Origin of the sequence: Gordonia effusa NBRC 100432, from assembly GCF_000241305.1 — a bacterium.
Taxonomy (GTDB): Bacteria; Actinomycetota; Actinomycetes; order Mycobacteriales; family Mycobacteriaceae; genus Gordonia; species Gordonia effusa.
The window spans coordinates 1-24,266 of the sequence record NZ_BAEH01000062.1 but is presented as its reverse complement, the minus strand read 5'-3'; the positions used below and the strand labels follow the sequence as shown (position 1 = coordinate 24,266).

Here is a 24,266-nt window from a genome sequence, read left to right as displayed (position 1 = left end):
CAGGTGTGTCTGTAGGTCTTGGCAGAACTGAAACCTCAGTGCGACGGACTCAAGTTCTATCGGACGTCTTCGCTGTCGTCAAGCCTACTTGAGTGTGTCACGCTCAGGTATCTCGGTAGGTGTAACTAGCGGGCGTCGAGGATTGTTCCCGATTTTCGAAAAAAGTTGAGCTTGGTCGACTCAGGTCTCCCAAGCTTCGGGAAAATCGTCCGAATAGTCCGTCACCGAGGGCAATATGCCCTTGCTCGACCAACCACCTCCCGATTTTCGCCGACGGAAGCGGGCACGGCCGACATCGGGCTGACGTAACGTCACACGCGGTGCCATAACGGCACGGATCCCGAAAACTCCACTCCCCCATCGATATTGGAGAGATATGTACCGCTTGACCGTGCTCTACAACCAGCCGACCGACCCCGCCGCGTTCGACGACTACTACCACAACACCCACATCCCGCTCGCACGCGAAATCCCCGGTCTGCGCGGTGTGTCCATATCGAAGAGTGAGTCACTAGACGGATCCGAGCCGAGTATCTACCTCATCACGACACTGGACTTCGACTCCAAAGAGGCACTTGGCGCGGGCCTGGGCTCCGACGCAGGCAAGGCAACGGCAGCCGATGTCGCCAACTTCGCCACCGGCGGAGTGACAATGCTCGGCGCTGAGGTGATCGTCGAAAACTTCGTCTGAGCAGTCTCCCACTTGACTATTGGTAACCTTTTGGTTACCAATAGTCTTATGGATGCGTTCGAAGCGCTGGCCGACCCGGTCCGTCGCGGGCTGTTGCGTCGGCTCGCGACCAGTCCCGCGAGAGTGGTCGACCTGGCGGCCGAGTATCCGATTAGCCGACCGGCGATCAGCAAGCACCTACGGCTGCTTACCGAGGCCGACCTGGTCACGGCGACCAATCAGGGACGCGAGCGGCACTACGAACTCGCCCGCGATGGCCTCGAACCGGTCCACGGTTATCTCGACGAACTCCGCACTGCCGGGCCACCGATTCCCGAGCACGCCCTCGACGGACTCGATCTGGAGGTGCGCCGCACCACCCGGGAACGTCGAACCGAACGCACCGACAACAAAGAGGACACCGCATGAGCAACCCAACCCCCACCGGCCGACGACGCGACCTCGCCGACGGCACCTACTGCGAATGGAAGCGCACCTTTACCGCACCGATCGACGACGTTTGGGCCGCCGTCACCGAACCTGATCGACTCGCCCGATGGATCGGCACCTGGACCGGCGATCCTGCCGACGGTCACGTCAAATTCCAGATGCTCTTCGAAGGTGACGACATCCCGGCCGAGCATTTCCGCATCGACGAATGCGAACGGCCACACCGGCTTCGGATCACCACGTCAATGCCGTACGACGGCGAGAACCCCGAACACTGGCTACTGCGCCTTGACCTCACCGAGGAGAACGGTGTCACCACACTGACTTTCGCCCAGAATGTTCCCGACCTGAAAATGGCCGAGGGCGTGGGGCCGGGGTGGGACTACTACCTCGATCGGATGGTAGCGGCCGAGCGCGGCGATAACGTGAAAGCCGTTGTGTTCGAAGACTATTCACCCGCCATGACGGAGTATTACGTGGCCGAGTTCGCCGAGTGAGAGTTAGCCAGGATCAGTCACAGGGCCGATGCCGCATCCACCGAACCGAAGTCGGCAAGACTTCGCGCGGAGTCGACGATCGTTTCCTGCCACGGACGCGGTGACCAGCCGAGTACTCGCCGCGCCTTGTCTCCGGTCGCCGCACGGCGTTGGCCCAACAACGGAACGAGGTCGCCGACTTCGGTATTGAACCGCCCGACAATGCGGACAAGCCAACTGGGTAGGCGTCGGCGCGGAACTTTTGCCGCCACGGTACCCAGTTGATCGCGGAGCAGATTCGCGATGTCGACCATCGATACCGGTCCCTGCGACCACGCGATGAACCGCTCACCGGCGGCCCCTGGTGCTTCCATTGCCCGTATGTGCAGGTCGGCGACGTCGCGTACGTCGACGATCCCCATCCACAGGTCTGGGATTCCCGGCATTCCGTTGAGCAGTTGACTGATCAGTCCGAGCGAAGATGTGGCCGCTGAACTCAACGCCGGCCCAAAGATGCCCGCCGGGTTCACCACCGCCAATTCCATGGCACCACCCTGCTCGGAATGCCAGTCCCACGCCGCGCGCTCGGCCAGCGCCTTCGACTTCACGTAAGCACTCATCGGACCGCCACCGACGATCGTCCAATCTGACTCGCTGAAGGCCGAATCCCGTTGTGGGTGACCGTAATACACGGCACCACAGCTCGACGTGTACACGACACGACGTACGCCGGCATCGCGCGCCGCGGTCAGGACCCGCAGCGTGCCATCCACCGCCGGTCGGATAACCGCGTCTTCGTCACGGGTCGCGACCAACGGCGAGGCGACATGCAGAACCGCGTCGCAGTCGGCCACCGCCGCGGACCAGCCGTCGTCGGAGAGAAGTTCTGCGACAACGACTTCCACGTCGTCGACGTCGACGCCCGCGCGTCCGACCGCGGCACGCACCGCGTCGGCTTTGGAAGCGCTGCGCACAGTAGTTCGTACGCGGTAACCCTTTTCGATGAGTTGGACGATGCACCACTGGGCAAGGTAGCCAGTGCCGCCGGTTACCAGCACGCGATCGGACATCAGACGCCTCCGTTTCATTAGCCATTCGGCTAATGAGTTACGAGACCAGCGATGCAGACTTCACGCAGCCAGCAGGCCGTGCGCACCAAGCAGGCCATACTCGAGACCGCACGACGACTCTTCGCCGAGCGCGGTTTCGACGCGACGTCGCTTCAGGTGATCGCCGACGACATGGGCGTACGCAAGGCGAATGTGTACTACTACTTCAAAACCAAGGGTGCGATCCTGACCGCACTGCTGAAGTCGGTCACCGAACCGATGGCGGCGCTACTCGACTCGCTGGCCGACATCGACGATCCAGATGAGCGGAAGAGCTTACTCGTCAAGGGATTCGCGTCGGAAACCGTGCGGTCGTATCGCGAGTCCGGAAGTATGAACCTCAGCGACCCCGGGCTATTCCGCGAGCCCGAAGCGGCAGCTGTTCTGGAAGACCTCGGGACGAAAGCTCTGCGAATACTGTTTGGCGACAATCCAACTCCGGATCAGCGTGCTGCCTTCTGGCTCGTCTTCGACCTCGCGCCGGTACTGCGGCGACTCGACGACCTGTCCGACGATCAGTTGCGAGAGACTATAGAGCGATTGTTGTGGCGGGTCGTCGGCGACGTGTAAAGACATAGGCAGGCCCGGCCGGAGTTCCCGGCCGGGCTTGCCTATGGGTCGGAGCTGACGACCCGGATCCCTATGCGGCGGTTGCCTTTTCACCCATCTTACCAGCGGATTCCAATGCCTGCGCCACAATGTCGGCGACGTCGGTCATCGGCATGACCTCCAGACGGTCGAGGACTTCGGCTGGCACGTCGTCGAGGTCGGGTTCATTGCGCTGTGGAATGAAGACCGTCTTCAACCCATTACGCTGTGCCGCAAGAAGTTTCTGCTTGACGCCACCGATCGGCAGCACCCTTCCGTTCAGCGTGACCTCGCCGGTCATGCCGACGTCGGAGCGAACCCGACGTCCGGTCAGCATCGACACCAATGCCGTCACCATAGTCACGCCCGCCGATGGGCCGTCCTTCGGAACCGCGCCGGCCGGGAAGTGGATATGCACCGTGCCGTTGAGCGCCGTTGGGTCGATGCCAAAGTCAGCCGCGTGCGCCTGTACGTAACTCAACGCGATCTGCGCCGACTCCTTCATGACGTCACCGAGCTGGCCGGTCAGCTTGAGTTGCGGACCTTGCGCCTTCTCGTCGGCGCCTGCGGCCTTCAACACTTCGATGAAGAGCACGTCGCCGCCCATTCCAGTGACCGCCAAACCTGTTGCAACACCGGGCACTTCGGTCCGTTCCGCCGATTCTGGAGTGAACCGGGGCCGGCCGAGATAGTCGGTGAGCGAGTCTACGTCGACGGTTATCGGCTCATCGGTTTCTGCCTGTTTCACCGCGACCTTGCGCAGTGCCTTGGCGAGTAGCCGCTCGAACTGTCGCACGCCCGGTTCGCGGGTGTAGTTCGCGGCGACCTCACGCAGAGCGGCGTCGGTGATGGCCACTTCGTCGGCGGTTAATGCGGTGCGCTCCAACTGTCGTGGCACCAGGTAGTCACGTGCGATGGCCACCTTGTCGTCCTCGGTGTAGCCGTCGATGGTCACCAATTCCATCCGGTCCAGCAGGGCGGACGGGATGTTCTCGACGACGTTGGCGGTCGCGAGGAATACGACGTCGGAGAGGTCAAGGTCGATGTCGAGGTAGTGGTCGCGGAACGTGTGGTTCTGCGCCGGATCCAAAACCTCCAGCAATGCCGCCGCGGGATCGCCGCGGTAGTCAGAGCCGACCTTGTCGATTTCATCAAGCAGCACAACGGGATTCATAGATCCCGCCTCGCCGATCGCACGAACGATACGACCCGGCAGCGCACCGACGTAGGTGCGACGGTGACCGCGGATCTCCGCCTCGTCGCGGACGCCGCCGAGGGCGACCCGGACGAACTTGCGTCCGAGAGCGCGGGCCACTGACTCGCCGAGCGACGTCTTACCGACGCCGGGAGGGCCGGCAAGAACCATCACCGCGCCCGAGCCGCGACCGCCGATGACGGACATGCCGCGTTGTGAACGTCGGGCACGCACGGCGAGGTATTCGACGATGCGATCTTTCACGTCGTCGAGGCCGTGATGGTCGGCGTCTAGGATTTCGCGAGCGCCCTTGATGTCGGTCGAGTCCTCGGTGGTCACCGACCAGGGAAGGTCGAGGACAGTGTCGAGCCAGGTGCGGATCCAGCCGGTTTCTGGCGACTGGTCGCTGGACCGTTCGAGTTTGCCGACCTCGCGGAGTGCGGCTTTACGCACCTCATCGGGTAGGTCGGCGGCCTCCACCCGTGCGCGATAATCGTCGGCGCCGTCGGGTTCATCTTCGCCGAGTTCCTTGCGAATGGCGTTGAGCTGCTGGCGAAGCAGGAATTCCTTCTGCTGCTTCTCCATGCCGTCGCGGACGTCGTTGGCGATCTTCTCGCTGACCTCAGTTTCGGCGAGGTGTTCGTTGGTCTGCTCGATCAGTTGGCGTAGTCGAGTGTCGACGTCGGGGGTTTCGAGCAGGTCGCGTTTCTGTTCGTCGGACATCCACGTGGCATAGCCGGCGGTGTCGGCGAGGGCGGACGGATCGGTCAACCGATTGACGACGTCGATGGCCTGCCAGGCTTCACGACGTTGAAGCATCGCCAAGACGACCTTTTTGTACTCGGCCGCGAGTTCGCGAGTCTCGTCGGTGACCGTCGATTCGTCGACCGTCTCCACCTCGACCCAGAGCGCGGCGCCCGGACCGGATGTCCCTGTGCCGATGTGGGCGCGCTGTTCGCCCTTCACCACGGCGACGTAGCCGTCCTGACCGGGCATGCGTCCTACCTGCACGATCGATGCGACGACGCCGTAGGTCGGATAGCGATCGTCGAGGCGCGGGGCGATCAGCAGCTTCCCGTTCTCGCTGGCCCGAGCGGCGTCGACGGCCGCCTGCGCGGTGTCGTCGAGCGGCACCGGCACGACCATTCCGGGCAGAACGACCAGGTCGGGAACGAAGAGGACGGGAACTGAATATGTGTCAGACATCAAACCTCCAAAGTTAAGTCTGCTGGGCTCAACCTAGGTGGCTGGATATTTGTTCCCGAGGATATTTCGCCAGGGGCGAACGGGGGTGGTCCTCAAGTTGCGTGTCATTTCACACTGGAGACGAAATGATAGGTGAGCAGGCGCTAGCCACTCGGCCTCGTAGATCCCACCAGCAGCAAACCTCGTTCGCGGGCGCTCGGCACAAGGGCGCGCGGAATCTCCAAGTCGTTGCCGCTGTGTCTTGTCAGGATTGCCTGCGATAGTGACCGTGTGAAGCGCAGTCGCCGCAACCTCGAAGCTCTCGAGATTCGAACTGCTGGCGCCCAGGACAAGCTGATAATGTCGCAATACCAGGAAGGGGTGCGGTCGGATGCCGGTTCGCGTTGATGTCGTTCCAAGCCTTCTGGAATGGGCCGTCGAACGGGCGGGCTGGGACGATGAGACTACAGCTCGACGAGCGCCAAAGCTCGCGGCATGGCTCAATGGTGATGCCCGCCCCACGCTCAAGCAGCTGGAGGAGTTTGCACAAAAGACGCACGCCCCATTCGGCCTGTTATTTCTGCCCGAACCACCGAACGAGCCGGTCCCCATTCCCGACATGCGTACTATCGGCAACGCAGCAGTTCCGCGCCCGTCCGTTGATCTGCTGGACTCTATATACATATGCCAAACGCGTCAGGACTGGTACCGGGAGTACGCCCGCGATCACGGCGCCCCTGAGTTGGAGTTTGTCGGTTCTTCGACAACAGACACGCCCTCTGTGGTCGCTGCGCAGGGGATCCGCGGCGCTTTGGGATTCGACCTAACGGAGCGGACTGTGTTCGCCAGCTCCGATGACGCGTTACGTCGCCTGATCGACCGGATTGAGAGTATCGGCGTGCTCGTGATGGTGAACGGCATCGTCGGCGGAGATACGCACCGCGTCTTGGACTCTGACGAGTTCCGTGGCTTCGCACTATCTGACCCAGCGGTACCGCTGATCTTCGTGAATGGTGCCGACACTAAAGCAGCGCAGATCTTCACTCTGATCCACGAGCTTGCGCATGTCTGGCTTGGCGGTAGCGCATTATCCGACGCTGCGATGGTGGCACGCGACGGTGTCGCCGAGGAATTGTGGTGCAACAAGGTTGCCGCAGAGGTACTCGTGCCCCTGGCGGCGCTGCGCCGGGACTATTCGGGCGAGGCAACGCACGAGGAGGTGACGCGACTCTCGCGCCGCTACCGGGTCAGCACGCTGGTGATCCTCAAGAGGCTGTTCGACGCACGGTTTCTCAGCTGGGACACGTACAGGAAGCGATACGAAGAGGAACATGAGGCTGTCGTTGAGCATGCGAAGCGCCGACGGGGAGAGAATTCCGGAGGCAACTACTACAACACCCAACCGCTTCGGTTGAGCCGACAGTTCGCACGGGCGGTCGTAAACAGTACTTACCAGGGCGACACGAGCTTCCGCGACGCATTTCAGCTTCTCGGCACCAGAAAACACGAGACATTCACCCGCCTCGCAGACGAGCTTGGAGTGGGCTGATGTTCCTGGTCGACTCGAACGTCCTCATTGAGGCGAAGAATCGGTATTACGCCTTCGACATCGCGCCGGGATTCTGGGAATGGCTTGAGGGTGCGCACGCAACAGGCGAAGTGGGCAGCATTGAAGCAGTGAAGGCGGAACTAGTCGGCGGGGCCGATGAACTCGCAGCCTGGGCACTCACAAATAGCTCGTTTTTCCATCCGATCGACCAAGCCACAACTGCGCACTTCCCGGCACTAACCGCATGGGCCGCGACTCGCCCGTTCACCCCCGCTGCACTCGCGGAGTTCGCGGGCAACCAGGCCGACTACCAGCTGGTGGCTCACGCCCGCGGCCACAACCACGTCGTAGTCACCCACGAGCGCCCCGATCCCAATTCGCGAAGACGGGTGAAGATTCCTGACGCCTGCGCTGCGATCGGTGCCACATGTATGGATCCGTTCGAGATGATGCGCCGAACAGGGGCAACGCTAGAACTCGGTACCTAGATGTAGTTTCCTCGTCGAACTGAGTCGTTCCTAGCGTCGGTCGCGCTCGATAGTTCTCGCGCGAATTTTGATGGATCCGGTGATCGGGTCGCCCCTGATCGGCAGCGAGTAATTCCTCAGCGCCGCGCGCTCCCGATGCGCCGACTCGTCACCGGAGTCGCTCGAAGTCCAGCCCGCCAGGGTCACCTCGCCGACTGGCTCACCGACTCGACCTAGCCACCCACACCACCAAACGTCGACCAAAGTTAAACACTCATACGAATAACCGACTGATCGAGCCACCTTCGTACGACAGAATCATCGATGACGTGCCGACTACGGTGCGCGTGAGAGAGAAGGAAACTCATGAATCGCATTCGTGCGGTGCTCGTCACGTTCGTGCTTGCCACTTTCGTTGCGGTCGGCGTTCAGACTTTGCCATCAGCGGTGGCGCCTGCGCAGGCGGCGACCAACTGCTCTAGCCTCGCCGGGCGGATCTCGAGCCACAACGCCGACGCCCGCAATTACAACGCTCAAGTTTCGGCGATCAACGCCCGTGGCGGCGGTACCGCCGCACAGGTCGCGTACTACAACTCGTGGCGCTCCCGTGGAATCGCTCGCGGCAATATGTTGAATGCCGAACTGTCTCGATGCAAGAGCCAAGGCAAACTCCGGAACGTCAAACCTCCGGTAAGCCCTGGCGGTCCGCAGCGTCGTACCAACCCCGGCCCCGGGACAAAGCCACCTCGTCAAACAAATCCGACTCCCGGCTACCCGCAACCGGAGAAGTACAGCCGCGGCCAGAACGTTGTCAGCGACCGCACAACACCCGCCAACGGCCGCAGCGTGCGATTCCGCGATGGCGGCAGCGCTGACTTCAGTGGGCTCAGAAGCAACCGTGCTGGCAGCCTCAATGCGAAAGTGTCGCGGGACATGCTCGACACCGGCAGCCTGTCCCGCTCACGCGGACCGAACGCCGTCACCCCACGCGGATTCGGTGGTCCACGGACTGTGCGCGGGCACCTCCTCGCCAAGATTCTCGGCGGTAAAGGCGGCGACGCCCGCAACATCATGGCTCTAACCCGCAGCGCTAACGGCAAAATGCGCACCATCGAGCGCCAGGTATACGAAGCTGTGAAGAATGGCCGCGGGTGCAAAGTCACCTACAGCGTTACTCCGAGCTACGGCCCCGGCCCGCTCGGCGTTCTCGGCAGTTCTCCGTACCCCACGGCAATCTATGTGATCGCCCGCGGCTGCGGACTCAACATCGGCCGCACCATCATCAACTAACCGAACGGAGAACCAGTCTGTGTCCGCACTCTCACAGCTCACCGACCTCGTCGACCCCCCACCCCACGGGGCACGTCCCGACTGGACCGCGGTAGCCGCCCACTTGGGCCACACGCCGCCTCAGGACTACATCCAGATCGTGGAGACCTATGGGGCAGGACTGTTTGCCGGTGAAGTCGCTGTGTGGGTTGCTGGTGGCGCGGGCGGCGAAGACCTCATTGAGGCCGCGCCGCCAGCGATCACCGAACTTGCCGACTCGCGCGACTGGATCAACTCCAACGCGATCTCCTGGATTGGCCCCGACGGCAGCAACAGCCCAGTCGACCTTGGCCCGTCCCCGCTGCGATACGCCGCTTGGGGCGGCGGGTCGAGCGGCGCCTACGGCTACTGGCATCAGGTCGGCGACGACCCCAACAAATGGCCAGTGCTTTACACGGATCTGAGCAGCCTCTGGCTCTACCATCCCGCCGGTATCGCCGCATTCCTCGTCGATCTCCTCGACGGCAACTACAACACTGAACTCATCGAGCTGTCCCCCGACGAACGGCCTGATTTCGAAGCCTTCGGGTCCGACTAGGCCAGGGTCCTACCCGACGATGTCCGCCACAAAAACGCCCGCGCGCTTATTCACCCGACGCGTGGCCGCCGACAACGCCGGATCACCCTGCCCCTGCTCGACGTATCGAGGATTCGCAATCCGGACCTTCTTGCCTCCGAACAGCACGACGTCGGCGCCACCGGCGGCGACGACATTCTTGCTCCAGTTCGTCTTGCCGTGAATCAAGCCGATTGAGATGGAATTGCCCTTACGAAACGCATTGACGGTGGTTTCATAGGCCTTGCCGGAGGTCCGCCCGTGATGGATCACCCGCGCGAACGACGGCAAGAATCGAGCGACCGGCGCCATCACCGGGTTGATGTACTTGATCTGGAACTGCTCAAGCTTTTCCGGAACCAGCATAGGAACGCCGGGTTGATGGTTATGCGATGAACTCATCGTGTTCTGTTCCTTCCATGAACAAACGTCAGCCCGCATACTGCCCTACTCGGTAGCCAACCGCAGCCCAAATCCAACCAATGCCAGCCCGGCGATCCCATCGATCCGACGTCGAATCCGCGGCGTCGCCATCCACGTGGAGATCTTTCCAGCGGCAACCACCAGCGCGACGAAGTACGCGGCGGTCAGCAGCAGGTATACGAGTCCGAGCGCAAAAGTCGTGAGCGCCACCGGATATCCATCGGGGACAAAGCCCGGCAACAAAGTGATGAACAGGATGCCGATTTTCGGGTTGAGAATATCGGTGAGGAAACCCGCGAAGAATCCGCTCGACCAGCGCGATGCCGACGGCGCGGGAGACTCCAAATCCGTTGCCGCACGGCGCATTGCGCGCAGAGACTGAAATCCCATCCACACCAGGTAGCAGCCGCCGACGATCTTGAGCACCTCAAACCCAACCTCGCTGGCCTGCAACAACGCCGACAGCCCCAGTACGGCGGCGACAATCCAGACGAGCAGTCCGCACAGCACCCCGGCCGACGTACGAATCCCACCGGCCCGACCTCCGCTGCTCAGCCCGCGGATAACTACGAGCGAGTCTGGCCCGGGCAGCAGCACCAACAACACCGCTGCCACCAGGAATGACGCAACTTCGACGAGCATGCAGGCCATCGTAAGACCTAGCTGGCTAGCTCACCAATTCCTGTGGCACTCAACCCAACTCGTGCAACCTCGCGGCCTGGCGGGTCAGATGCTCACGCTCGCGCAAATTCGTCGCATGCTCAGCTGCCTCGACGTATAACCGCGCCGCCACATCAACAGCTCCGGCCCGCTCCTGCAAATACGCCGCAACAGCCGTGTATCGGGGCACCGTTGAATCCACCTCACTCAACGCGGCCAGCCCGGCCCGCGCGCCGTCTGCTTCACCGACCGCCACCGCCCGATTGAGCCGCGCGATCGGACTATCGGTCAGCGCCAACAACTCGTCATACCATTCGACGATCTGCCCCCAATCGGTCTCGGCCGCGCTACGGCCATCGGCGTGCAATGCGGCTATCGCTGCCTGAGTTTGATACTCCCCCAACCGATCTCGTGCCAATGCCGACTGCAGAATCTCAATGCCCTCGGCAATCGCACCAGTATCCCATCGCCCCCGATCCTGCTGCGCCAACGGCACCAGCGAACCATCGTCGGCGATGCGCGCGGCCCGCCGCGCATGATGCAACAACATCAGCGCGAGCAAACCGGCAACCTCCGGATGATCGATCAACCGCGCGAGTTGCCGGGTTAGCCGCACAGCTTCCGACGCCAAGTCGACGTCACCGGAATAGCCTTCGTTGAACACCAGGTAGAGCACCCGCAGCACCGTGGCGATGTCGCCCGGCTTGCCCAGTCCATCGCTCGCGATCGTCCGCTTTGCCCGGCTGATCCGTTGCGCCATAGTGGATTCTGGCACCAGATATGCCTGCGCGATCTGCTGTGTGGTCAGCCCGCCGACGGCTCGCAGCGTAAGCGCGACGGCCGACGCCGGCGTCAAAGCCGGGTGCGCACAGAGGAAGTACAACTGCAGGGTGTCGTCGGCTCCGGAGACCACAGCGGCAACCGGCTCGACGGCGACGATCTCTTCCCGACGACGCCGCGTCGACTCCGAACGAATCACATCGAGGTGGCGTCGCCACGCGGCCGCTACCAGCCACCCCTTGGCATCGCGCGGCGGAGCGTCTGGCCACGACCGCAACGCTTCGATCAACGCCTCCTGAACGGCGTCCTCGGCCGCCGCAAAGTCAACTCCGCGGCGGACGAGAACACCGATCACCTCTGGAATGAGCTGTCGGACAAGGGATTCGTCCACGTCGATCAATCTTCGATGGTCGGCGGCGCGGTCATAAAGGGCCGCAACTCCAGCCACTCATGAATCGGTTTTCCGCCGGCACCCGGAGCGGCCGACAATTCGCCAGCCAATTCGATTGCGCGCTCATGAGATTCGACGTCGATGATCATCCAGCCGGCGATCAAGTCTTTCGTCTCGGCGAACGGTCCGTCGGTCACTGGCGCGCGTCCCTCGCCGCCATACTGAACCCAGGTCCCCTCGGGTAGGAGTGCCTGCTCGCTGACGAATTCGCCGGTCGTCTCCAACCTGTCCGCGAAATCCCGCATGTATTGGATATGCGCCGTGATCTCATCGGGCGTCCACCGATCCATCGGCACGTCATTCACCGATGCCGGTGCGCCGCGATAATGCTTGAGCAATAGGTACTTCGCCATGATGTTTCCTCCTCGTCGCGGTACGGCCATTGTGGCTGCACTCAAACCTGGGTCGGAGCCGTCTGAAGTTTCTCGACATCTCCCTCTCGATTGCCACCGCGACATGCGCTATTGTTCACATCATGATCTCGCAGGGGGTATTCAGATTGATTAATAATCGACTCATCGCCGTCGTCGGCGCTGCCGTTGTCGCTGCTGGACTAACTGCCTGCGGTTCCGACGCACCCGCCACAGGCTCGCAGCCCCCGGTGACGTTCACAGGCCCAGACGGCGTCGTGATCACCGTGCCACCAGGTGCGCCGACCTCTACCGATGTTGCCTCAACGTCTACAGCAACGACGACGAGCCAAACCGAGGAACCGTCTGTCTTCTCGGTCGGCGAATCTCAACAGCTCGTCGGCACCGAGAACGGCGGCTACGAGGCCAGCGTCGTCGTGACCGAAGTCTGGCAGTCCTCCCCGACCATGGTCGAGGCCGACGTCGAGGTAGACGTGACGCGTGGCAGTCTTCCGGCGTCGCTGCGCTGGTCGCTAGTCGACCGCAACAACGGGACACATGTCGGGCGCACCGATGACGACGAGATCATCGGACACTACGAAGAAACCATCACTTTCGCGGTCACTTCCAGCGTCCGAGGCCGATCTATCCGCCTTGGTTCGGGCACCGGCCCCACACTGACTTGGTCGATACCCACACAGAGCAGCGGATTTCTTCCGCACACGCGGCTTGCGACGCCGCACAGGACTACCACCACGCGGACCACGACCCGCACCAAGACCACTACGCGTACCAAGACGACGACCCGACGAACAACAACGCGGCACCGATAGGCTGCCGAGTGCCGGTTGTCACCGCCGTCTGGTTTCCTAGGACATCGTGAACACCGACCGAGACGAATCGCGCTATGTCATGGGTATGCGCATCGCTCGCGACAGTCCGCGGGACCGGTATCCGTTCAACCTTCCCGCGGTCGCGCACGTCGCGCGACCAGGTGGCCTTGCCTTTCCGGCCGGGGTCACATTCCTGGTCGGCGAGAATGGCAGCGGCAAGTCGACATTGATCGAGGCGCTGGCCGTTGCCGCCGGACTCAACCCAGAAGGCGGCAGCCAACACAACCGATTCACCACGCGCTCAACAGAATCGGAGTTGGGCAGATCAGTCGACCTCGTCTGGGGCCCATTCAAACCGCGTAGCCGATTCTTCCTGCGCGCCGAGTCCTTCTACAATTTCGCCACCGAGACCGAGTCGCTCGGCGACCTCAGCGTCTTCGACGGTGTTTCGCCCCACGAGCGGTCCCACGGAGAGTCCTTCGTCGACCTCATCCGCCAACGCTTCTTTCCGCGGGGCTTTTACGTGATGGATGAGCCCGAAGCCGCGTTGTCACCACGCGGGTGTCTGGCAGTCATGGCGATGCTCGCCGAGTTGGTCGACGAGCAATGCCAAATCATCATCGCTACCCACTCCCCGATTCTGCTGGCGCTGCCCGGGGCCACGATTTTGGAGATCTCCGACGATGGCCAGATTGAGGAAGTCGCCTACGACGACGTAACGCCGGTGCGTATCACGCGCGATTTCCTCACCGAACCAGAACGGTATCTGCGGCATCTGTTCACGGCCGATTGACGACCTTCACACCGGTCACCGCACAGCGTCGATAAGCCTTGCCAGATCCGCGAAGGTTTCCGGCCCCGGAGCTATCACGGTGAAGTAGGAGACTCCGAATTTCTCGCGCAGCCGAACGACTTTGGCGACAATCTCGTCGAAACTGCCGCATAACGCGTTCATCGAATTGCGCAGCTCTTCGTCGGTCGCATCGGGTCGCATCTGCCGTAGCCCGGCGAGATCCGGTTCGCGATCGGCGGCCAGTTCGAAAATGATCAGGTTCAACTCCAACTGATCGAAACGGTCACCGGCAGCAGCACGGATGAAGTCAATACGTTCGGCCAGGAATTCTTCGTCAGGAACAGCTGACAACGCCACGATGTCGGCCTGCTGAGCCGCAAGCGTCAACACCTTGTCGCCGACGCCCGCCACCATAATCGGCGGCGGAGACTGCGTCGGCGCCGGTGAGTAGGCCTCGTCCGACAATGTCGTCCGCAGATACTCGACCGTCTCGACGAGACGTGCTACCCGCTTACCCGCAGATGGAAACGGCAGCCCCGCAGTCGTGAATTCGTCGGCGACATAGCCTGCGCCCAAACCGATTTCGAGCCTACCGCCGGTGAGATTGTCGGTGGTGGCGCAGTCGCGGGCCAGCAGGGCGTTGTTGTAAAAGCCTGCGTTGAGGACGAAATGTCCCAGTCGCATCCGACTCGAGACCTGGCCGGCCGCGGCGAGCGCGGGAAAAGGTGCGATTAATCCCAGGTGGTCGGGAACCATGAGGACGTCACCCCCCACGTCATCTGCGGTACGGACCTGTTCGAAGAAATCTCCCTGTATGCCGAGCAGATTGACGCCGAATCGAAATGGCCGCATAGGTATCGCCTCCTAGTTGTTCAGTAGACCCTGGTCGCCAACCCAGGGTAGTCCAGGACGAGTCCAGCTCTGTCGTAGCGCAACGTCGCCGCGAAGTCGAAAGACAGTGCCGTGTAATCATATTCGGCGCCATCCGTGTCGCTCCCGCTGAAGGCATACGTCTGGTCCAAAATGCCGATCGTCGGCGTGGTCGCCGAAACATAGACCGCTGGAATGTGCTGAACGCCCGCAGAAGTTGGAATCCGATGCACCGGAAAGGTATTGGTGACCGCGGATGCTTCGAGATCGATATCAACGCAGCCGTTCAAATCTGGACGAAGAGTTCCGTCGACGGTCCACCTGCCATCGCCGTCGGACCGTACAGCCAGCGTCCACGACTCATCCCTCAGCTTCGCCTCGATATCGGCGGACCTTACGTGCCAGCGCTCATCGACGATAATGTCGTATGTCGCCGACAAGCCGACCCCGACTTCGACCGCCACCGTCTGTCCCCACAGATGTGTCATGCCGTCGCGGCCGGACTCAAAGTGGGCGACCTCGAAACCATCACGCAAGCCCACGTGCCGCCAGGCAGCCATTCGCGGCAACTCTAAGAACATCACGCTCCATCCGCCGGGGTCTAGTTGACGCAACTGTATCGGCACCGACGGCCAACTCCCCTTAGTCTGGTCAGATGCTCCGTCGCGGCGATCGCGTTGCCGACTACACCATCAGCGACTACCTCGGCAGTGGCGGCAGTTCGGATGTCTTCCGCGTGCTCGACGCTGACGGAAATGTCGCCGCGCTCAAAATGCTGCGCCCGGACGCCGCTCGACGTCCCGATATCCGCGAGCGCTTCGACAACGAGTACCGCCTGGCATCGCTCCTGAACCATCCCCATATCGTCGCGACCTACGACCACGGTGAGACACCCGACCGACGCCCATGGATGCTGATGCAGTATGTCGATGGAAACTCTTCTGCGGCAATGGTTCCCACCAGGTCGTCCGAACCCGACGTCGCGTTCGTCACCCAGCTCGCCGTACAGATAGCCGATGCGCTCGACTACACACATTCACGCCTAGTCCTGCACGGCGACGTCAAACCCGGCAACATCCTAGTGTCGCGCGCACCGGGTTGGGCCGGCCTGACCGACTTCGGCATCGCGCAGCAGCTCGACGGTGTCCCGCCCGAATCCAACGGTTGGGTCCGCGGATCTATCAGCTATACCGCACCCGAACTTCTTCAAGCCCAACGACTTTCCCCGGCAACCGACCAATACGCGCTGGCTTGCACCGTTTTCGAACTTCTCACTGGCACCCCGCCATTCGTCGGCAACACCACGCTGGCCATCATTCACGCACATATCCACGCTCCGTACCCTCGCCTGGACCGCCGCCGCCGATGGATCCCCTCTCCGCTCAACGCCGTCTTCGCTAAAGCCCTCGCGAAAACTCCAGACAAGCGATACCCGACGTGCGCAGAATTCGCCCGAGTCGTCGCCGCCATTCTGCGCGGCATCGAACCACCGATCCGGTGAATTTACATCAAGTTACCAACTCTGGTACTTAGTAACGCGTAGGATCGCGCCTCGTCACATCCCGTCAACAAATCTCGCGTTTGCTCGGGATCAGGTTTCGCCGAAACGAGGACGCTGTATGACAGTCGAATACGACAAATCCGCCCTGGCACATGAAGACGAGGGATACCACAAGAGTCTCAAACCCCGTCAGATCCAGATGATCGCCGTTGGTGGCGCGATCGGCACGGGTCTATTCATGGGCGCTGGCAGCCGGTTACACGACGCCGGGCCCGGCCTGTTCATTGTCTACGCCGTCTGCGGACTTTTCGTGTTCTTCATCCTGCGTGCCCTCGGCGAGCTGGTCCTGCATCGCCCATCATCGGGTTCATTCGTCTCCTATGCTCGTGAATTCTTCGGGGAGAAAACAGCATTCGTCACCGGCTGGCTGTATTTCTTCAACTGGGCGGCCACCTCTATCGTCGATGTCACCGCTGTGGCTCTCTACATGCACTACTGGGGCATGTTCGAGTCAGTTCCGCAGTGGCTGATCGCCCTCATCGCCCTGGTGATCGTCATGACGATGAACATCATCTCGGTGAAACTCTTTGGCGAGATGGAATTTTGGGCGTCAATCATCAAGGTCGTCGCATTGATGACCTTCCTCGTCGTCGGCATCGTATTCCTCGCGGGCCGCTTCAAAGTTGACGGCCAGTCGACCGGCATATCGGTGATCACCGACAACGGTGGCATACTGCCCGAAGGCGCGATGGCGCTGATCGTCGTCGCGTCCGGGGTCATATTCGCCTATGCCGCAGTGGAATTGGTGGGTATCGCGGCAGGTGAGACAGCAGAGCCCGCCAAGGTGATGCCGCGCGCCATTAACTCGGTGATCTTCCGCATCGCGGTGTTCTACGTCGGCTCGTTGGCTCTGCTCGCCCTTCTGTTGCCGTATACGCAATACAAATCCGGCGAAAGTCCGTTCGTCACATTCTTTTCCAAGATCGGTGTACCCGCTGCCGGCGGAATCATGAACCTGGTGGTGCTGACCGCTGCCATGTCGAGCCTCAATGCGGGTCTCTATTCCACCGGCCGCATTCTGCGTTCGATGGCCATGAACGGCAGCGGCCCGGCCTTCACCGCGAAGATGAACCGCAACGGCGTACCGTTCGCCGGCATAGCGCTGACCGGAAGTCTCACCCTGCTCGGTGTGATCCTGAATCTGTTCGTGCCCGAAGACGCGTTCAACATCGCGTTGAACCTTTCGGCGCTGGGCATCATCGCGACCTGGGCGGTAATCCTCGCCTGCCAGATTCAGTTACATCGTTGGGCCACAAAGGGAATAGTCGCTCGCCCCTCGTTCAGACAGGTGTGGTCGCCGTGGACGAGTTACGCGTCGTTGGTCTTCCTATTCGCTGTGACGGTGCTGATGTGCTACCAGAGCAAATGGAATCTCATCGCGATCATCGTGCTGGTTCCCACTCTTATCGGCGGCTGGTATGCGGTACGGACCAAGGTCGTCGCGATCGCGGCCGAGCGCATGGGCTACACCGGCGAGTACCCGGTTGTACCGCAACCGCCTATCCCCGAGGGGCCCGACGATCGCGAGAAATGATCATCATCATGCCCACGCGATTCCGTCGGGATCTGTAAAACTCCCCGCGTCAGAATTGATCACCAATCGATGCGATCCGCTTCCGTCCGGCGCGACGCCAGCATTCTTGGCAGCTAGTTTGCGGGGATTGAGGGCCAGTTTGATCTGACTATCGGCACCGTCGAACTCAACGTATTTGCGGCCGAAGGACTTTGCCACGGTCAGACCGTTTTCGACGTAGAACTGCTTGCTCGCCGCGACATCGTCGGCACCGATGAGGACAACGACGTTGTCGACCGTTCGTAATGGAGCGCCGGTTGGCTTCTTCGACGATGAGGCGATAGTCCAGACCGTGCCATCCGGCGCCTGAAGCGAGGCGCCGTATCCCCACAGTGACTTCTTAGCTGGCTTGATCTCGGTGGCACCCGCAGCGATAGCGGGTTCGAAGAGCGAGTCGACCACCGCCGGATCAGCCACAACGAGGGACAGGACATATCCGCGGAAGCCGTTGGTCGGAGCATCGGACTGCTCGAACCGGAGCACGCCGTCGAGCCCAAAGGCTTTCTCGTAGAACACCTTAGCGGCGTCGACGTCGGAAACTTCAAGAGTTAGAGCATTGATTGTTGTCATAGGAATGACGATAGTCTGCCGGCTTGCCTGGCTGCTTCTTAAAAACTGCTCGATCGAATCGGCCCCGGCCGGGCACAATCGGATAGATGAATAGCGACGAGATCACCCTGTGCTGCATGCTCTGGGCTCACCCCGGCCAAGAATCGGCCCTTACCGAATACGAGGACACGGTGCTCGCACTACTCCCTGAGTTCGGCGCCCAGGTCCGCCAACGCGTGATCGGCTCCGGCGCGAACGGCCACCCCAACGAAGTTCAAATCCTCAGCTGCCCAACGCAAGCCGCTCTCGACGCCTACCTCGCCGATCCCCGGCGGACGGCATTGACATCCGCCAGGGATGCGGCGATCGCACGCACCGAGTTATTTCCGGTCCGCCTTCATCTTTAGGCCACCGGCGCCGCTACGTGCCCTTCTTGGCGATCACGCCTTCCTTGATCCGGGCTCCGACAGTGGCGTCGATATTGCTCCAGTACTCGTAGGCGCGCTGCAGCACTGGGTCGGTTACGCCATCGAGTAGGTGGCCAACCACGTTGTTCACCAATCTATCTCGTGCGGCATCGTCAAGCACTTCCCGGACGAGCGTGCCGGGCTGACTCCAATCGTCATCGTCGGCATGATCGACGTAGGCGCTGCGCATGATCTCTCCGTCGGCGGCCCACTGCGGTTCATGCTGACCCGGATACGTCGCTGCCGGGCCACCCTTGGAGTTCGGCGCGTATACCGGATCACTCACGGGGTTGATCCGCATCGCACCGTCTTTGGAGTAACTGTGCACTTCATTGCGGGGCGCGTTCACCGGAATCTGTTTATAGTTCACTCCCAGCCGAGCCCGGTGGGCATCAGCGTAGGAGAACACCCGCCCGAGCAGCATCCGATCTGGGCTGAACCCGATGCCCGGGACCACGTTGCTCGGCTCGAACGCGGCTTGCTCGATCTGCGCGTGATTGTCGGTTGGGTTGGTATGCAACGTCATTCGACCAACCTCATGCAGCGGGTAGTCGGCATGAGGCCAGACTTTTGTGAGGTCGAACGGATTGAATCGATACCCGGCGGCATCGTCATACGGCATCAGCTGCACCTTGAGTGTCCAGCTTGGATGGTCCCCCGACGCGATCGAGTCGAATAGATCTCGCGTATGGAAATCACCGTCTGCGCCAGCCATTTCGTCGGCATCGTCTTGGGTGAAGAAGTCGATGCCCTGGTCGGTAATGAAATGGTATTTGACCCAATGCTTTTCGCCTGCGGCGTTGACCCAGAGGTAGGTGTGCGAACTGTAGCCGTTCATATTCCGCCAAGTCTTCGGAATACCCCGATCACCCATCAACCAGGTGACCTGGTGCGCCGACTCCGGCGACAGCGTCCAGAAGTCCCACTGCATGTCGTGGTCACGAAGGTTGTTGTCCGCCCGGCGTTTCTGCGAACGGATGAAGTGCTGAAACTTCAACGGGTCTTTGATGAAGAAGACCGGCGTGTTGTTGCCGACCATGTCGTAGATACCGTCGTCGGTATAGAACTTGAGGGCGAACCCGCGCGGGTCCCGCCAGGTATCCGGGCTGCCACGTTCACCGGCCACCGTCGAGAACCGCGCCATCATCTCGGTTTTGGCCCCCGGAGCGAACAGCGTCGCGCAGGTGTAGTCCGAGACATCGGCGGTGGTCTCAAAGGTGCCAAACGCCCCGCTGCCCTTGGCATGTGGCTGTCGTTCGGGGATGCGCTCGCGGTTGAACTGTGCCATCTGTTCGATCAGGTAGTGATCGTGCAACACAATCGGGCCGCCCGCTCCGACAGTGAGTGAATGTTCGTCGCTGCCGGCCGGAGCGCCGGAGTCGGTCGTTGTGTAGAAGTCGTTTTCCGTTGCCATTTCGCCCTCCCAGGAGGTGATCGTGCGATGAGTTGTCGACTTGTCGGCCCCAGGGGCTGATCCGGGGCCTGGTTTCGAGGGTAGCCCTCATGCGAAAATGAGCCCATGCCCGCCGATCTTGACGAACTCCGTCGCTTGCGTCGCGCCCGGGATCGGATGGATCGTGACTACAGTCAGCCGCTCGACGTCCCCGCACTGGCCCGCGACGCCCTTATGTCGCCTGCCCACTTCTCGCGACGATTCCGGGCGGCCTACTCCGAAACGCCGTATTCGTACCTGATGACTCGGCGTATAGAGCGCGCAAAGACGTTGCTGCGCAACACAGATCAGAGTGTCACCGACGTATGCTTCGCCGTCGGATGTACCAGCCTCGGATCGTTTTCGACGAAGTTCACCGAACTCGTCGGCGAGACACCGTCGGCCTATCGCGCCCGCTCTCACGAGGAGTTGCGGACGCTGTCGGCATGTCACGTGATGTCGCTGACCCGGCCACGCAAGACGAAATAGGAATTCGAGCAGTTTTCGAGAAGTATTCGCGGTGACGCGAAACTAGAGTCAGAGCCATGACCGTTTCACTGAGCCAATCCCACATCCTCGTCGACGACCCTGACGCCGCTCTCGGATTCTATCGAGATGCCTTGGGGCTCAACGTCGTAAACGAAGTCAACAACGGCGGGTTCCGGTACATCACCCTCGCCGCCGACGGCCATCCCGAACTGGGCGTCGTGTTGATGCAGCCACATGCCGGGCGATCACAGGAGAACGGCGACGCCGTTGCCCAACTACTCGCCAAAGGCGAACTGCCATCGGTTCACTTCCGCTCGGAGAATCTTGACGACACATTCGAGAAGATCGCCGCAACACCCGGAGCCGAGGTGCTTCAGGAGCCGACGGACCAGTTCTGGGGCGTGCGTGACGCGGCTGTCCGCGATCCCGCGGGCAACATGATCCGCATCGAGCAGGCCTGACCCCCTTCGCAAACCCCACCCGCCCGGACGTTCCCGACCCGCTTTTTGGGTCGGGAACGTCCGGCTGAGTGGGGTTTGCGAATGGTTACGACTGGTCTGACCACTTGACAACTCGACCTCTGGCCAGCACTCTGCAGAACATGACCTTCCAACCTGTCGTTCGACGCTCGGTACCCGAGGATGTCTACGACCAGATCGTCGACCGTGTCGTCGGCGGCGAGTTGCCCGCTGGCGAGGCGTTACCAAGTGAACGGGATCTGGCCGCAGCGCTCGGTGTTTCACGACCTGCCGTCCGCGAAGCGCTCAAACGTCTCGACGCTGTCGGCTTTATCCGGGTGAAACAGGGCGGCACCACCACGGTCCGTGACATTCGACGCGATGGAGGACTCGACCTGCTGCCAATGTTGTTGGTACACAACGGCGAACTCGACGTGGCTGTCGCGAGATCCATCGTCGAGGCACGTGCGCACATCGCACCGATAGTCGCCGAGCTCGCCGCTCAACGATCCAGCAGCGACACCATCAGCGCTCTTCGGCAACTCACCGAAGCTGTCGCTGCGGAGTCAGATTCGCTTGAGCTGCAACGGATCGCGCTGCACTTTTGGGACATCGTCGTCGACGGCGCCGAGTCGATCGCTTACCGCCTGATGTTCAACACCATGCGCGCCGCCTACGAGCCGGCCCTCCCTGCTCTGTCATTCGCAATGGCCGGCGAGGTCGGCAAGGTCGATGGTTACACCGCGCTCGTCGACGCTATCGCCGCTCACGACGCTCCCCTCGCCCGGCGAGCTGCCGACAACTTGCTCTCGCCCAGCACCTCAGCCCTGTTCAGCGCGCTCGACGCCTTAGACACCACCGGGATCGACTCATGACAACTACCCGCCCAACCCGTAGTAATCGGCGAAATATGACTCTGCGCAACGCTTTTGCGGAGTTCGTCAAACATCCATCACCCTGGATGATCGCGGTGTTCGTCGTCGGGTCGCTTACGGCCCGACTCATCATCGGTGGCTGGTCGTGGGTCGACGCCGTGGTGCCGGTCATCTTGCTGGCCATCTCGCCGGTTGTCGAATGGCTTATCCACGTGGGAATCCTGCATTGGCGCCCGCGGCGCATCGGCAAACTGACCATCGATTCGCTACTGGCTCGGGAGCACAGGGCTCATCATCAGGACCCGCGCGACATCCCGTTGATCTTCATTCCCTGGCCGGTGTTGGTCTGGCTGCTGCCACTGCTCACCGCAATCGGAGTGTTCGCGTTCGGCCGTGTCGGCTTGGGATTAACCTTCCTCTTCACCGTCACCGCCTTCTTACTGGTCTACGAGTGGACGCATTATCTGATCCACACCGATTACAAGCCTCGATCACGCCTGTATCGCGCCACCTGGCGCAACCACCGGTTCCACCATTACAAGAATGAGCACTACTGGTTCACCGTGACCACCACTGGGACCGCCGACCGGATCTTGCACACCTATCCCGACCCGAACAGCGTCGAAAAGTCGCCCACCGCAAAGGACTTGCACGCGAAGGCGTGACACACCAGATATTCTGCGGGGCATGCTGACCTGGAAACCAGTCCCCGCCGACGCGGCTGTAGTCGCACCCGACGAACGCCTGTCGTGGCCGCGCACATTAGGTATCGGCGCCCAACACGTGGTGGCGATGTTCGGCGCGACATTCCTGGTTCCGGTACTCACCGGCTTTCCGCCGTCAACCACCCTGCTGTTCTCCGGCATCGGCACGATCGCCTTCCTGATCATCACCGGCAATAAGCTGCCGAGCTATCTGGGGTCGAGCTTCGCCGTCATCGCACCGGTCACCGCCGCTGTCGGATCACACGGAACCGGAAGTGCCCTAGGCGGTTTGGTAGTTCTGGGCGTCGTGCTGATCGCGATCGGCGCCGTTGTTCATCTGATCGGCACCCATTGGCTCGACGCCCTACTGCCGCCGGTGGTGACCGGTGCGATCGTGGCACTCATCGGCTTCAACCTTGCCCCGGCGGCGAAGACGAATTTCGAGAAGGGGCCTGTCGTCGGGTTGGTGACGTTGGTCTTGATGGTCGCCATCCTCGCTTTCTTCCGCGGCCTGATCGGTCGACTCGCGATCTTTCTCGCCGTCGTTGTCGGCTATCTGTTGGCGCTGGCGATGGGCGACGTCGACACCGCGGCGATCGCCTCGGCATCGTGGATCGGCTTGCCCGACTTCGAAACTCCCACATTTCACCTCTCGGTTCTCCCGCTGTTTCTGCCGGCTGTCATCGCACTCGTCGCCGAGAACATTGGGCATGTGAAGTCCGTGGCGCAGATGACCGGTCGCGATCTAGACCCAGTTACCGGCCGAGCGTTGATGGCCGATGGTGTGGCGACCGTATTCGCCGGCGCGGGTGGCGGATCGGCCACGACGACCTACGCCGAGAACATCGGCGTGATGGCTGCGACGCGTGTCTACTCGACCGCCGCCTACTGGGTCGCCGCGACCGTAGCGGTCGTATTGGCGTTGTGCCCCAAGGTCGGAGCGGTTATCTCCGCGATCCCACCGGGCGTCCTCGGTGGTGCCACCGTCGTGTTATACGGACTGGTTGGCATCCTGGGTGTGCGTATCTGGCTAACCAACCACGTCGACTTCTCCCAACCCATCAACCAGATGACCGCGGCTATTCCCCTGATCATCGGAATAGCCGACTTCACTTGGCAGATAGGCGATCTCACGTTCACCGGGATCTCGCTAGGCGCGATCGCGGCGCTGGCCGTGTACCACGGGATGAAGATGCTGGGACTGGCGCGTGAGAAAGTCGGGGCGAGTGCGTGAGCCCTCCCCGCTGGTCAGTGCCTTCACCACCCGACCGAGCCTCCCCAACCGCCAGTCGAGTGCCCGGCGAGGCGCCAGCCGAGCCTTCCCTCCGCTGGTCGAGTGCCCGGCGAGGCGCCAGCCGAGCCGGGTGTATCGAGACCCCGCAAGCGATACGCACACAACGGTTATCGACGACATCTCACCAAGG

Annotated in this window: 28 protein-coding genes; 18 read left to right on the top strand and 10 right to left on the bottom strand. The window is 61.7% G+C overall.

All coding sequences use genetic code 11. From position 1 onward, the window contains the following. Positions 1 to 376: 376 nt before the first annotated feature. The 3 genes from GOEFS_RS11375 to GOEFS_RS11365 are packed head-to-tail and all read left to right on the top strand — an operon-like array spanning position 377 to position 1,617. Positions 377 to 691, top strand: coding sequence for an EthD family reductase (locus tag GOEFS_RS11375; protein WP_007318055.1), 315 nt, complete (start codon positions 377 to 379; stop codon positions 689 to 691). Positions 692 to 739: 48 nt separating this feature from the next. Next, positions 740 to 1,099, top strand: a complete 360-nt coding sequence (locus GOEFS_RS11370) for an ArsR/SmtB family transcription factor (RefSeq protein ID WP_040524976.1) — start codon at positions 740 to 742, stop codon at positions 1,097 to 1,099. Next, positions 1,096 to 1,617, top strand: a complete 522-nt coding sequence (locus tag GOEFS_RS11365; protein WP_007318053.1) for an SRPBCC family protein — start codon at positions 1,096 to 1,098, stop codon at positions 1,615 to 1,617. Before GOEFS_RS11370 ends, GOEFS_RS11365 begins: the two co-directional genes overlap by 4 nt. Before the next feature lie 17 nt (positions 1,618 to 1,634). Here GOEFS_RS11365 and GOEFS_RS11360 read toward each other — a convergent pair whose 3' ends face one another. Continuing rightward, a complete protein-coding gene (locus tag GOEFS_RS11360; RefSeq protein WP_007318052.1) occupies positions 1,635 to 2,666 on the bottom strand; it encodes an SDR family oxidoreductase in 1,032 nt (343 codons plus the stop codon). A gap of 51 nt (positions 2,667 to 2,717) precedes the next feature. Here GOEFS_RS11360 and GOEFS_RS22480 point away from each other — a divergent pair, with 51 nt between their 5' ends. Then, positions 2,718 to 3,275: a TetR/AcrR family transcriptional regulator gene (locus GOEFS_RS22480; protein ID WP_007318051.1), complete on the top strand. Its 558-nt coding sequence runs from the start codon at positions 2,718 to 2,720 to the stop codon at positions 3,273 to 3,275. Between the two features lie 70 nt (positions 3,276 to 3,345). Here GOEFS_RS22480 and lon read toward each other — a convergent pair whose 3' ends face one another. Then, positions 3,346 to 5,694 carry an endopeptidase La gene (gene lon / locus GOEFS_RS11350; RefSeq protein ID WP_007318050.1) on the bottom strand — a complete coding sequence of 783 codons (2,349 nt, stop codon included), beginning with the start codon at positions 5,692 to 5,694 and terminating at the stop codon, positions 3,346 to 3,348. Positions 5,695 to 6,064: 370 nt separating this feature from the next. On the opposite strand from lon, the gene GOEFS_RS11345 reads away from it, so the two are divergent. The 4 genes from GOEFS_RS11345 to GOEFS_RS11325 all read left to right on the top strand — a co-directional run bounded on the left by GOEFS_RS11345 (position 6,065) and on the right by GOEFS_RS11325 (position 9,556). After that, the gene (locus GOEFS_RS11345; RefSeq protein ID WP_007318049.1) at positions 6,065 to 7,222 is read left to right on the top strand and encodes an ImmA/IrrE family metallo-endopeptidase; all 1,158 of its coding nucleotides are present in this window, start codon (positions 6,065 to 6,067) and stop codon (positions 7,220 to 7,222) included. Beyond that, a complete protein-coding gene (locus GOEFS_RS11340; protein WP_007318048.1) occupies positions 7,222 to 7,710 on the top strand; it encodes a DUF4411 family protein in 489 nt (162 codons plus the stop codon). Before GOEFS_RS11345 ends, GOEFS_RS11340 begins: the two co-directional genes overlap by 1 nt. 345 nt (positions 7,711 to 8,055) lie before the next feature. Continuing rightward, on the top strand, positions 8,056 to 8,979 hold the full coding sequence (locus GOEFS_RS11330) for a DNA/RNA non-specific endonuclease (RefSeq protein ID WP_007318047.1): 924 nt from the start codon (positions 8,056 to 8,058) through the stop codon (positions 8,977 to 8,979). A gap of 19 nt (positions 8,980 to 8,998) precedes the next feature. After that, positions 8,999 to 9,556, top strand: a complete 558-nt coding sequence (locus tag GOEFS_RS11325; RefSeq protein WP_007318046.1) for a hypothetical protein — start codon at positions 8,999 to 9,001, stop codon at positions 9,554 to 9,556. Positions 9,557 to 9,565: 9 nt separating this feature from the next. Here the strand turns inward: GOEFS_RS11325 and GOEFS_RS11320 are convergent, their stop codons facing one another. The 4 genes from GOEFS_RS11320 to GOEFS_RS11305 form a co-directional block, all read right to left on the bottom strand. Next, complete coding sequence (locus GOEFS_RS11320; protein WP_007318045.1) at positions 9,566 to 9,940, bottom strand: nitroreductase family deazaflavin-dependent oxidoreductase; 375 nt, start codon at positions 9,938 to 9,940, stop codon at positions 9,566 to 9,568. Between the two features lie 81 nt (positions 9,941 to 10,021). Further along, positions 10,022 to 10,639, bottom strand: coding sequence for a LysE family translocator (locus GOEFS_RS11315; protein WP_040524973.1), 618 nt, complete (start codon positions 10,637 to 10,639; stop codon positions 10,022 to 10,024). A 49-nt stretch (positions 10,640 to 10,688) separates the two neighbouring features. After that, positions 10,689 to 11,828 (bottom strand): RNA polymerase sigma factor, encoded by a 1,140-nt coding sequence (locus GOEFS_RS11310; protein ID WP_007318043.1) that lies wholly within the window; start codon positions 11,826 to 11,828, stop codon positions 10,689 to 10,691. A gap of 5 nt (positions 11,829 to 11,833) precedes the next feature. Next, positions 11,834 to 12,241, bottom strand: coding sequence for a YciI family protein (locus tag GOEFS_RS11305; RefSeq protein ID WP_007318042.1), 408 nt, complete (start codon positions 12,239 to 12,241; stop codon positions 11,834 to 11,836). Between the two features lie 122 nt (positions 12,242 to 12,363). Here GOEFS_RS11305 and GOEFS_RS11300 point away from each other — a divergent pair, with 122 nt between their 5' ends. Beyond that, entirely contained in the window at positions 12,364 to 13,071 is a 708-nt protein-coding gene (locus GOEFS_RS11300) for a hypothetical protein (RefSeq protein ID WP_138917982.1), read from the top strand. A gap of 46 nt (positions 13,072 to 13,117) precedes the next feature. Continuing rightward, positions 13,118 to 13,864, top strand: a complete 747-nt coding sequence (locus GOEFS_RS11295) for an AAA family ATPase (RefSeq protein WP_007318040.1) — start codon at positions 13,118 to 13,120, stop codon at positions 13,862 to 13,864. 15 nt (positions 13,865 to 13,879) lie between these two features. On the opposite strand, the gene GOEFS_RS11290 is transcribed toward GOEFS_RS11295, so the two are convergent. Together GOEFS_RS11290 and GOEFS_RS11285 are read right to left on the bottom strand one after the other, a co-directional pair. After that, positions 13,880 to 14,716 carry a TIGR03621 family F420-dependent LLM class oxidoreductase gene (locus tag GOEFS_RS11290; RefSeq protein ID WP_007318039.1) on the bottom strand — a complete coding sequence of 279 codons (837 nt, stop codon included), beginning with the start codon at positions 14,714 to 14,716 and terminating at the stop codon, positions 13,880 to 13,882. Between the two features lie 20 nt (positions 14,717 to 14,736). Then, a complete protein-coding gene (locus GOEFS_RS11285; protein ID WP_040524977.1) occupies positions 14,737 to 15,294 on the bottom strand; it encodes a putative glycolipid-binding domain-containing protein in 558 nt (185 codons plus the stop codon). Positions 15,295 to 15,389: 95 nt separating this feature from the next. Here GOEFS_RS11285 and GOEFS_RS11280 point away from each other — a divergent pair, with 95 nt between their 5' ends. Together GOEFS_RS11280 and GOEFS_RS11275 are read left to right on the top strand one after the other, a co-directional pair. After that, complete coding sequence (locus tag GOEFS_RS11280) at positions 15,390 to 16,235, top strand: serine/threonine-protein kinase (protein ID WP_007318037.1); 846 nt, start codon at positions 15,390 to 15,392, stop codon at positions 16,233 to 16,235. Positions 16,236 to 16,353: 118 nt separating this feature from the next. Beyond that, positions 16,354 to 17,829, top strand: coding sequence for an amino acid permease (locus GOEFS_RS11275; RefSeq protein ID WP_007318036.1), 1,476 nt, complete (start codon positions 16,354 to 16,356; stop codon positions 17,827 to 17,829). Positions 17,830 to 17,835: 6 nt separating this feature from the next. Here GOEFS_RS11275 and GOEFS_RS11270 read toward each other — a convergent pair whose 3' ends face one another. Beyond that, a complete protein-coding gene (locus GOEFS_RS11270) occupies positions 17,836 to 18,438 on the bottom strand; it encodes a VOC family protein (RefSeq protein WP_007318035.1) in 603 nt (200 codons plus the stop codon). A gap of 86 nt (positions 18,439 to 18,524) precedes the next feature. Between GOEFS_RS11270 and GOEFS_RS11265 the strand changes: the two genes are divergently transcribed. Further along, positions 18,525 to 18,824: a hypothetical protein gene (locus GOEFS_RS11265; RefSeq protein ID WP_007318034.1), complete on the top strand. Its 300-nt coding sequence runs from the start codon at positions 18,525 to 18,527 to the stop codon at positions 18,822 to 18,824. 13 nt (positions 18,825 to 18,837) lie between these two features. Here the strand turns inward: GOEFS_RS11265 and GOEFS_RS11260 are convergent, their stop codons facing one another. Then, positions 18,838 to 20,298, bottom strand: coding sequence for a catalase (locus GOEFS_RS11260; RefSeq protein WP_007318033.1), 1,461 nt, complete (start codon positions 20,296 to 20,298; stop codon positions 18,838 to 18,840). Positions 20,299 to 20,403: 105 nt separating this feature from the next. On the opposite strand from GOEFS_RS11260, the gene GOEFS_RS11255 reads away from it, so the two are divergent. From GOEFS_RS11255 to GOEFS_RS11235, 5 genes are all read left to right on the top strand, one after another. Beyond that, entirely contained in the window at positions 20,404 to 20,805 is a 402-nt protein-coding gene (locus tag GOEFS_RS11255) for a helix-turn-helix transcriptional regulator (RefSeq protein WP_007318032.1), read from the top strand. A gap of 56 nt (positions 20,806 to 20,861) precedes the next feature. After that, positions 20,862 to 21,266 carry a VOC family protein gene (locus tag GOEFS_RS11250; protein ID WP_007318031.1) on the top strand — a complete coding sequence of 135 codons (405 nt, stop codon included), beginning with the start codon at positions 20,862 to 20,864 and terminating at the stop codon, positions 21,264 to 21,266. Between the two features lie 140 nt (positions 21,267 to 21,406). Continuing rightward, complete coding sequence (locus GOEFS_RS11245) at positions 21,407 to 22,138, top strand: FadR/GntR family transcriptional regulator (protein ID WP_007318030.1); 732 nt, start codon at positions 21,407 to 21,409, stop codon at positions 22,136 to 22,138. After that, positions 22,135 to 22,803, top strand: a complete 669-nt coding sequence (locus tag GOEFS_RS11240; RefSeq protein ID WP_040524971.1) for a sterol desaturase family protein — start codon at positions 22,135 to 22,137, stop codon at positions 22,801 to 22,803. Before GOEFS_RS11245 ends, GOEFS_RS11240 begins: the two co-directional genes overlap by 4 nt. Positions 22,804 to 22,825: 22 nt before the next feature. Beyond that, positions 22,826 to 24,076: a uracil-xanthine permease family protein gene (locus GOEFS_RS11235; protein ID WP_007318028.1), complete on the top strand. Its 1,251-nt coding sequence runs from the start codon at positions 22,826 to 22,828 to the stop codon at positions 24,074 to 24,076. The last annotated feature ends 190 nt before the right edge of the window (positions 24,077 to 24,266 follow it).

Bases quoted from the DNA above. Each gene is read 5' to 3' on its own strand.
- GOEFS_RS11255 (WP_007318032.1), top strand. From the start codon at position 20,404: ATGCCCGCCGATCTTGACGAACTCCGTCGCTTGCGTCGCGCCCGGGAT.
- GOEFS_RS11260 (WP_007318033.1), bottom strand. From the start codon at position 20,298: ATGGCAACGGAAAACGACTTCTACACAACGACCGACTCCGGCGCTCCG.
- GOEFS_RS11345 (WP_007318049.1), top strand. From the start codon at position 6,065: ATGCCGGTTCGCGTTGATGTCGTTCCAAGCCTTCTGGAATGGGCCGTC.
- GOEFS_RS11245 (WP_007318030.1), top strand. From the start codon at position 21,407: ATGACCTTCCAACCTGTCGTTCGACGCTCGGTACCCGAGGATGTCTAC.
- GOEFS_RS22480 (WP_007318051.1), top strand. From the start codon at position 2,718: ATGCAGACTTCACGCAGCCAGCAGGCCGTGCGCACCAAGCAGGCCATA.
- GOEFS_RS11300 (WP_138917982.1), top strand. From the start codon at position 12,364: ATGATCTCGCAGGGGGTATTCAGATTGATTAATAATCGACTCATCGCC.
- GOEFS_RS11235 (WP_007318028.1), top strand. From the start codon at position 22,826: ATGCTGACCTGGAAACCAGTCCCCGCCGACGCGGCTGTAGTCGCACCC.
- GOEFS_RS11280 (WP_007318037.1), top strand. From the start codon at position 15,390: ATGCTCCGTCGCGGCGATCGCGTTGCCGACTACACCATCAGCGACTAC.
- GOEFS_RS11265 (WP_007318034.1), top strand. From the start codon at position 18,525: ATGAATAGCGACGAGATCACCCTGTGCTGCATGCTCTGGGCTCACCCC.
- GOEFS_RS11370 (WP_040524976.1), top strand. From the start codon at position 740: ATGGATGCGTTCGAAGCGCTGGCCGACCCGGTCCGTCGCGGGCTGTTG.
- GOEFS_RS11330 (WP_007318047.1), top strand. From the start codon at position 8,056: ATGAATCGCATTCGTGCGGTGCTCGTCACGTTCGTGCTTGCCACTTTC.
- GOEFS_RS11270 (WP_007318035.1), bottom strand. From the start codon at position 18,438: ATGACAACAATCAATGCTCTAACTCTTGAAGTTTCCGACGTCGACGCC.
- lon (WP_007318050.1), bottom strand. From the start codon at position 5,694: ATGTCTGACACATATTCAGTTCCCGTCCTCTTCGTTCCCGACCTGGTC.
- GOEFS_RS11275 (WP_007318036.1), top strand. From the start codon at position 16,354: ATGACAGTCGAATACGACAAATCCGCCCTGGCACATGAAGACGAGGGA.
- GOEFS_RS11315 (WP_040524973.1), bottom strand. From the start codon at position 10,639: ATGCTCGTCGAAGTTGCGTCATTCCTGGTGGCAGCGGTGTTGTTGGTG.
- GOEFS_RS11290 (WP_007318039.1), bottom strand. From the start codon at position 14,716: ATGCGGCCATTTCGATTCGGCGTCAATCTGCTCGGCATACAGGGAGAT.
- GOEFS_RS11365 (WP_007318053.1), top strand. From the start codon at position 1,096: ATGAGCAACCCAACCCCCACCGGCCGACGACGCGACCTCGCCGACGGC.
- GOEFS_RS11320 (WP_007318045.1), bottom strand. From the start codon at position 9,940: ATGCTGGTTCCGGAAAAGCTTGAGCAGTTCCAGATCAAGTACATCAAC.
- GOEFS_RS11340 (WP_007318048.1), top strand. From the start codon at position 7,222: ATGTTCCTGGTCGACTCGAACGTCCTCATTGAGGCGAAGAATCGGTAT.
- GOEFS_RS11240 (WP_040524971.1), top strand. From the start codon at position 22,135: ATGACAACTACCCGCCCAACCCGTAGTAATCGGCGAAATATGACTCTG.
- GOEFS_RS11250 (WP_007318031.1), top strand. From the start codon at position 20,862: ATGACCGTTTCACTGAGCCAATCCCACATCCTCGTCGACGACCCTGAC.
- GOEFS_RS11375 (WP_007318055.1), top strand. From the start codon at position 377: ATGTACCGCTTGACCGTGCTCTACAACCAGCCGACCGACCCCGCCGCG.
- GOEFS_RS11360 (WP_007318052.1), bottom strand. From the start codon at position 2,666: ATGTCCGATCGCGTGCTGGTAACCGGCGGCACTGGCTACCTTGCCCAG.
- GOEFS_RS11305 (WP_007318042.1), bottom strand. From the start codon at position 12,241: ATGGCGAAGTACCTATTGCTCAAGCATTATCGCGGCGCACCGGCATCG.
- GOEFS_RS11285 (WP_040524977.1), bottom strand. From the start codon at position 15,294: ATGGCTGCCTGGCGGCACGTGGGCTTGCGTGATGGTTTCGAGGTCGCC.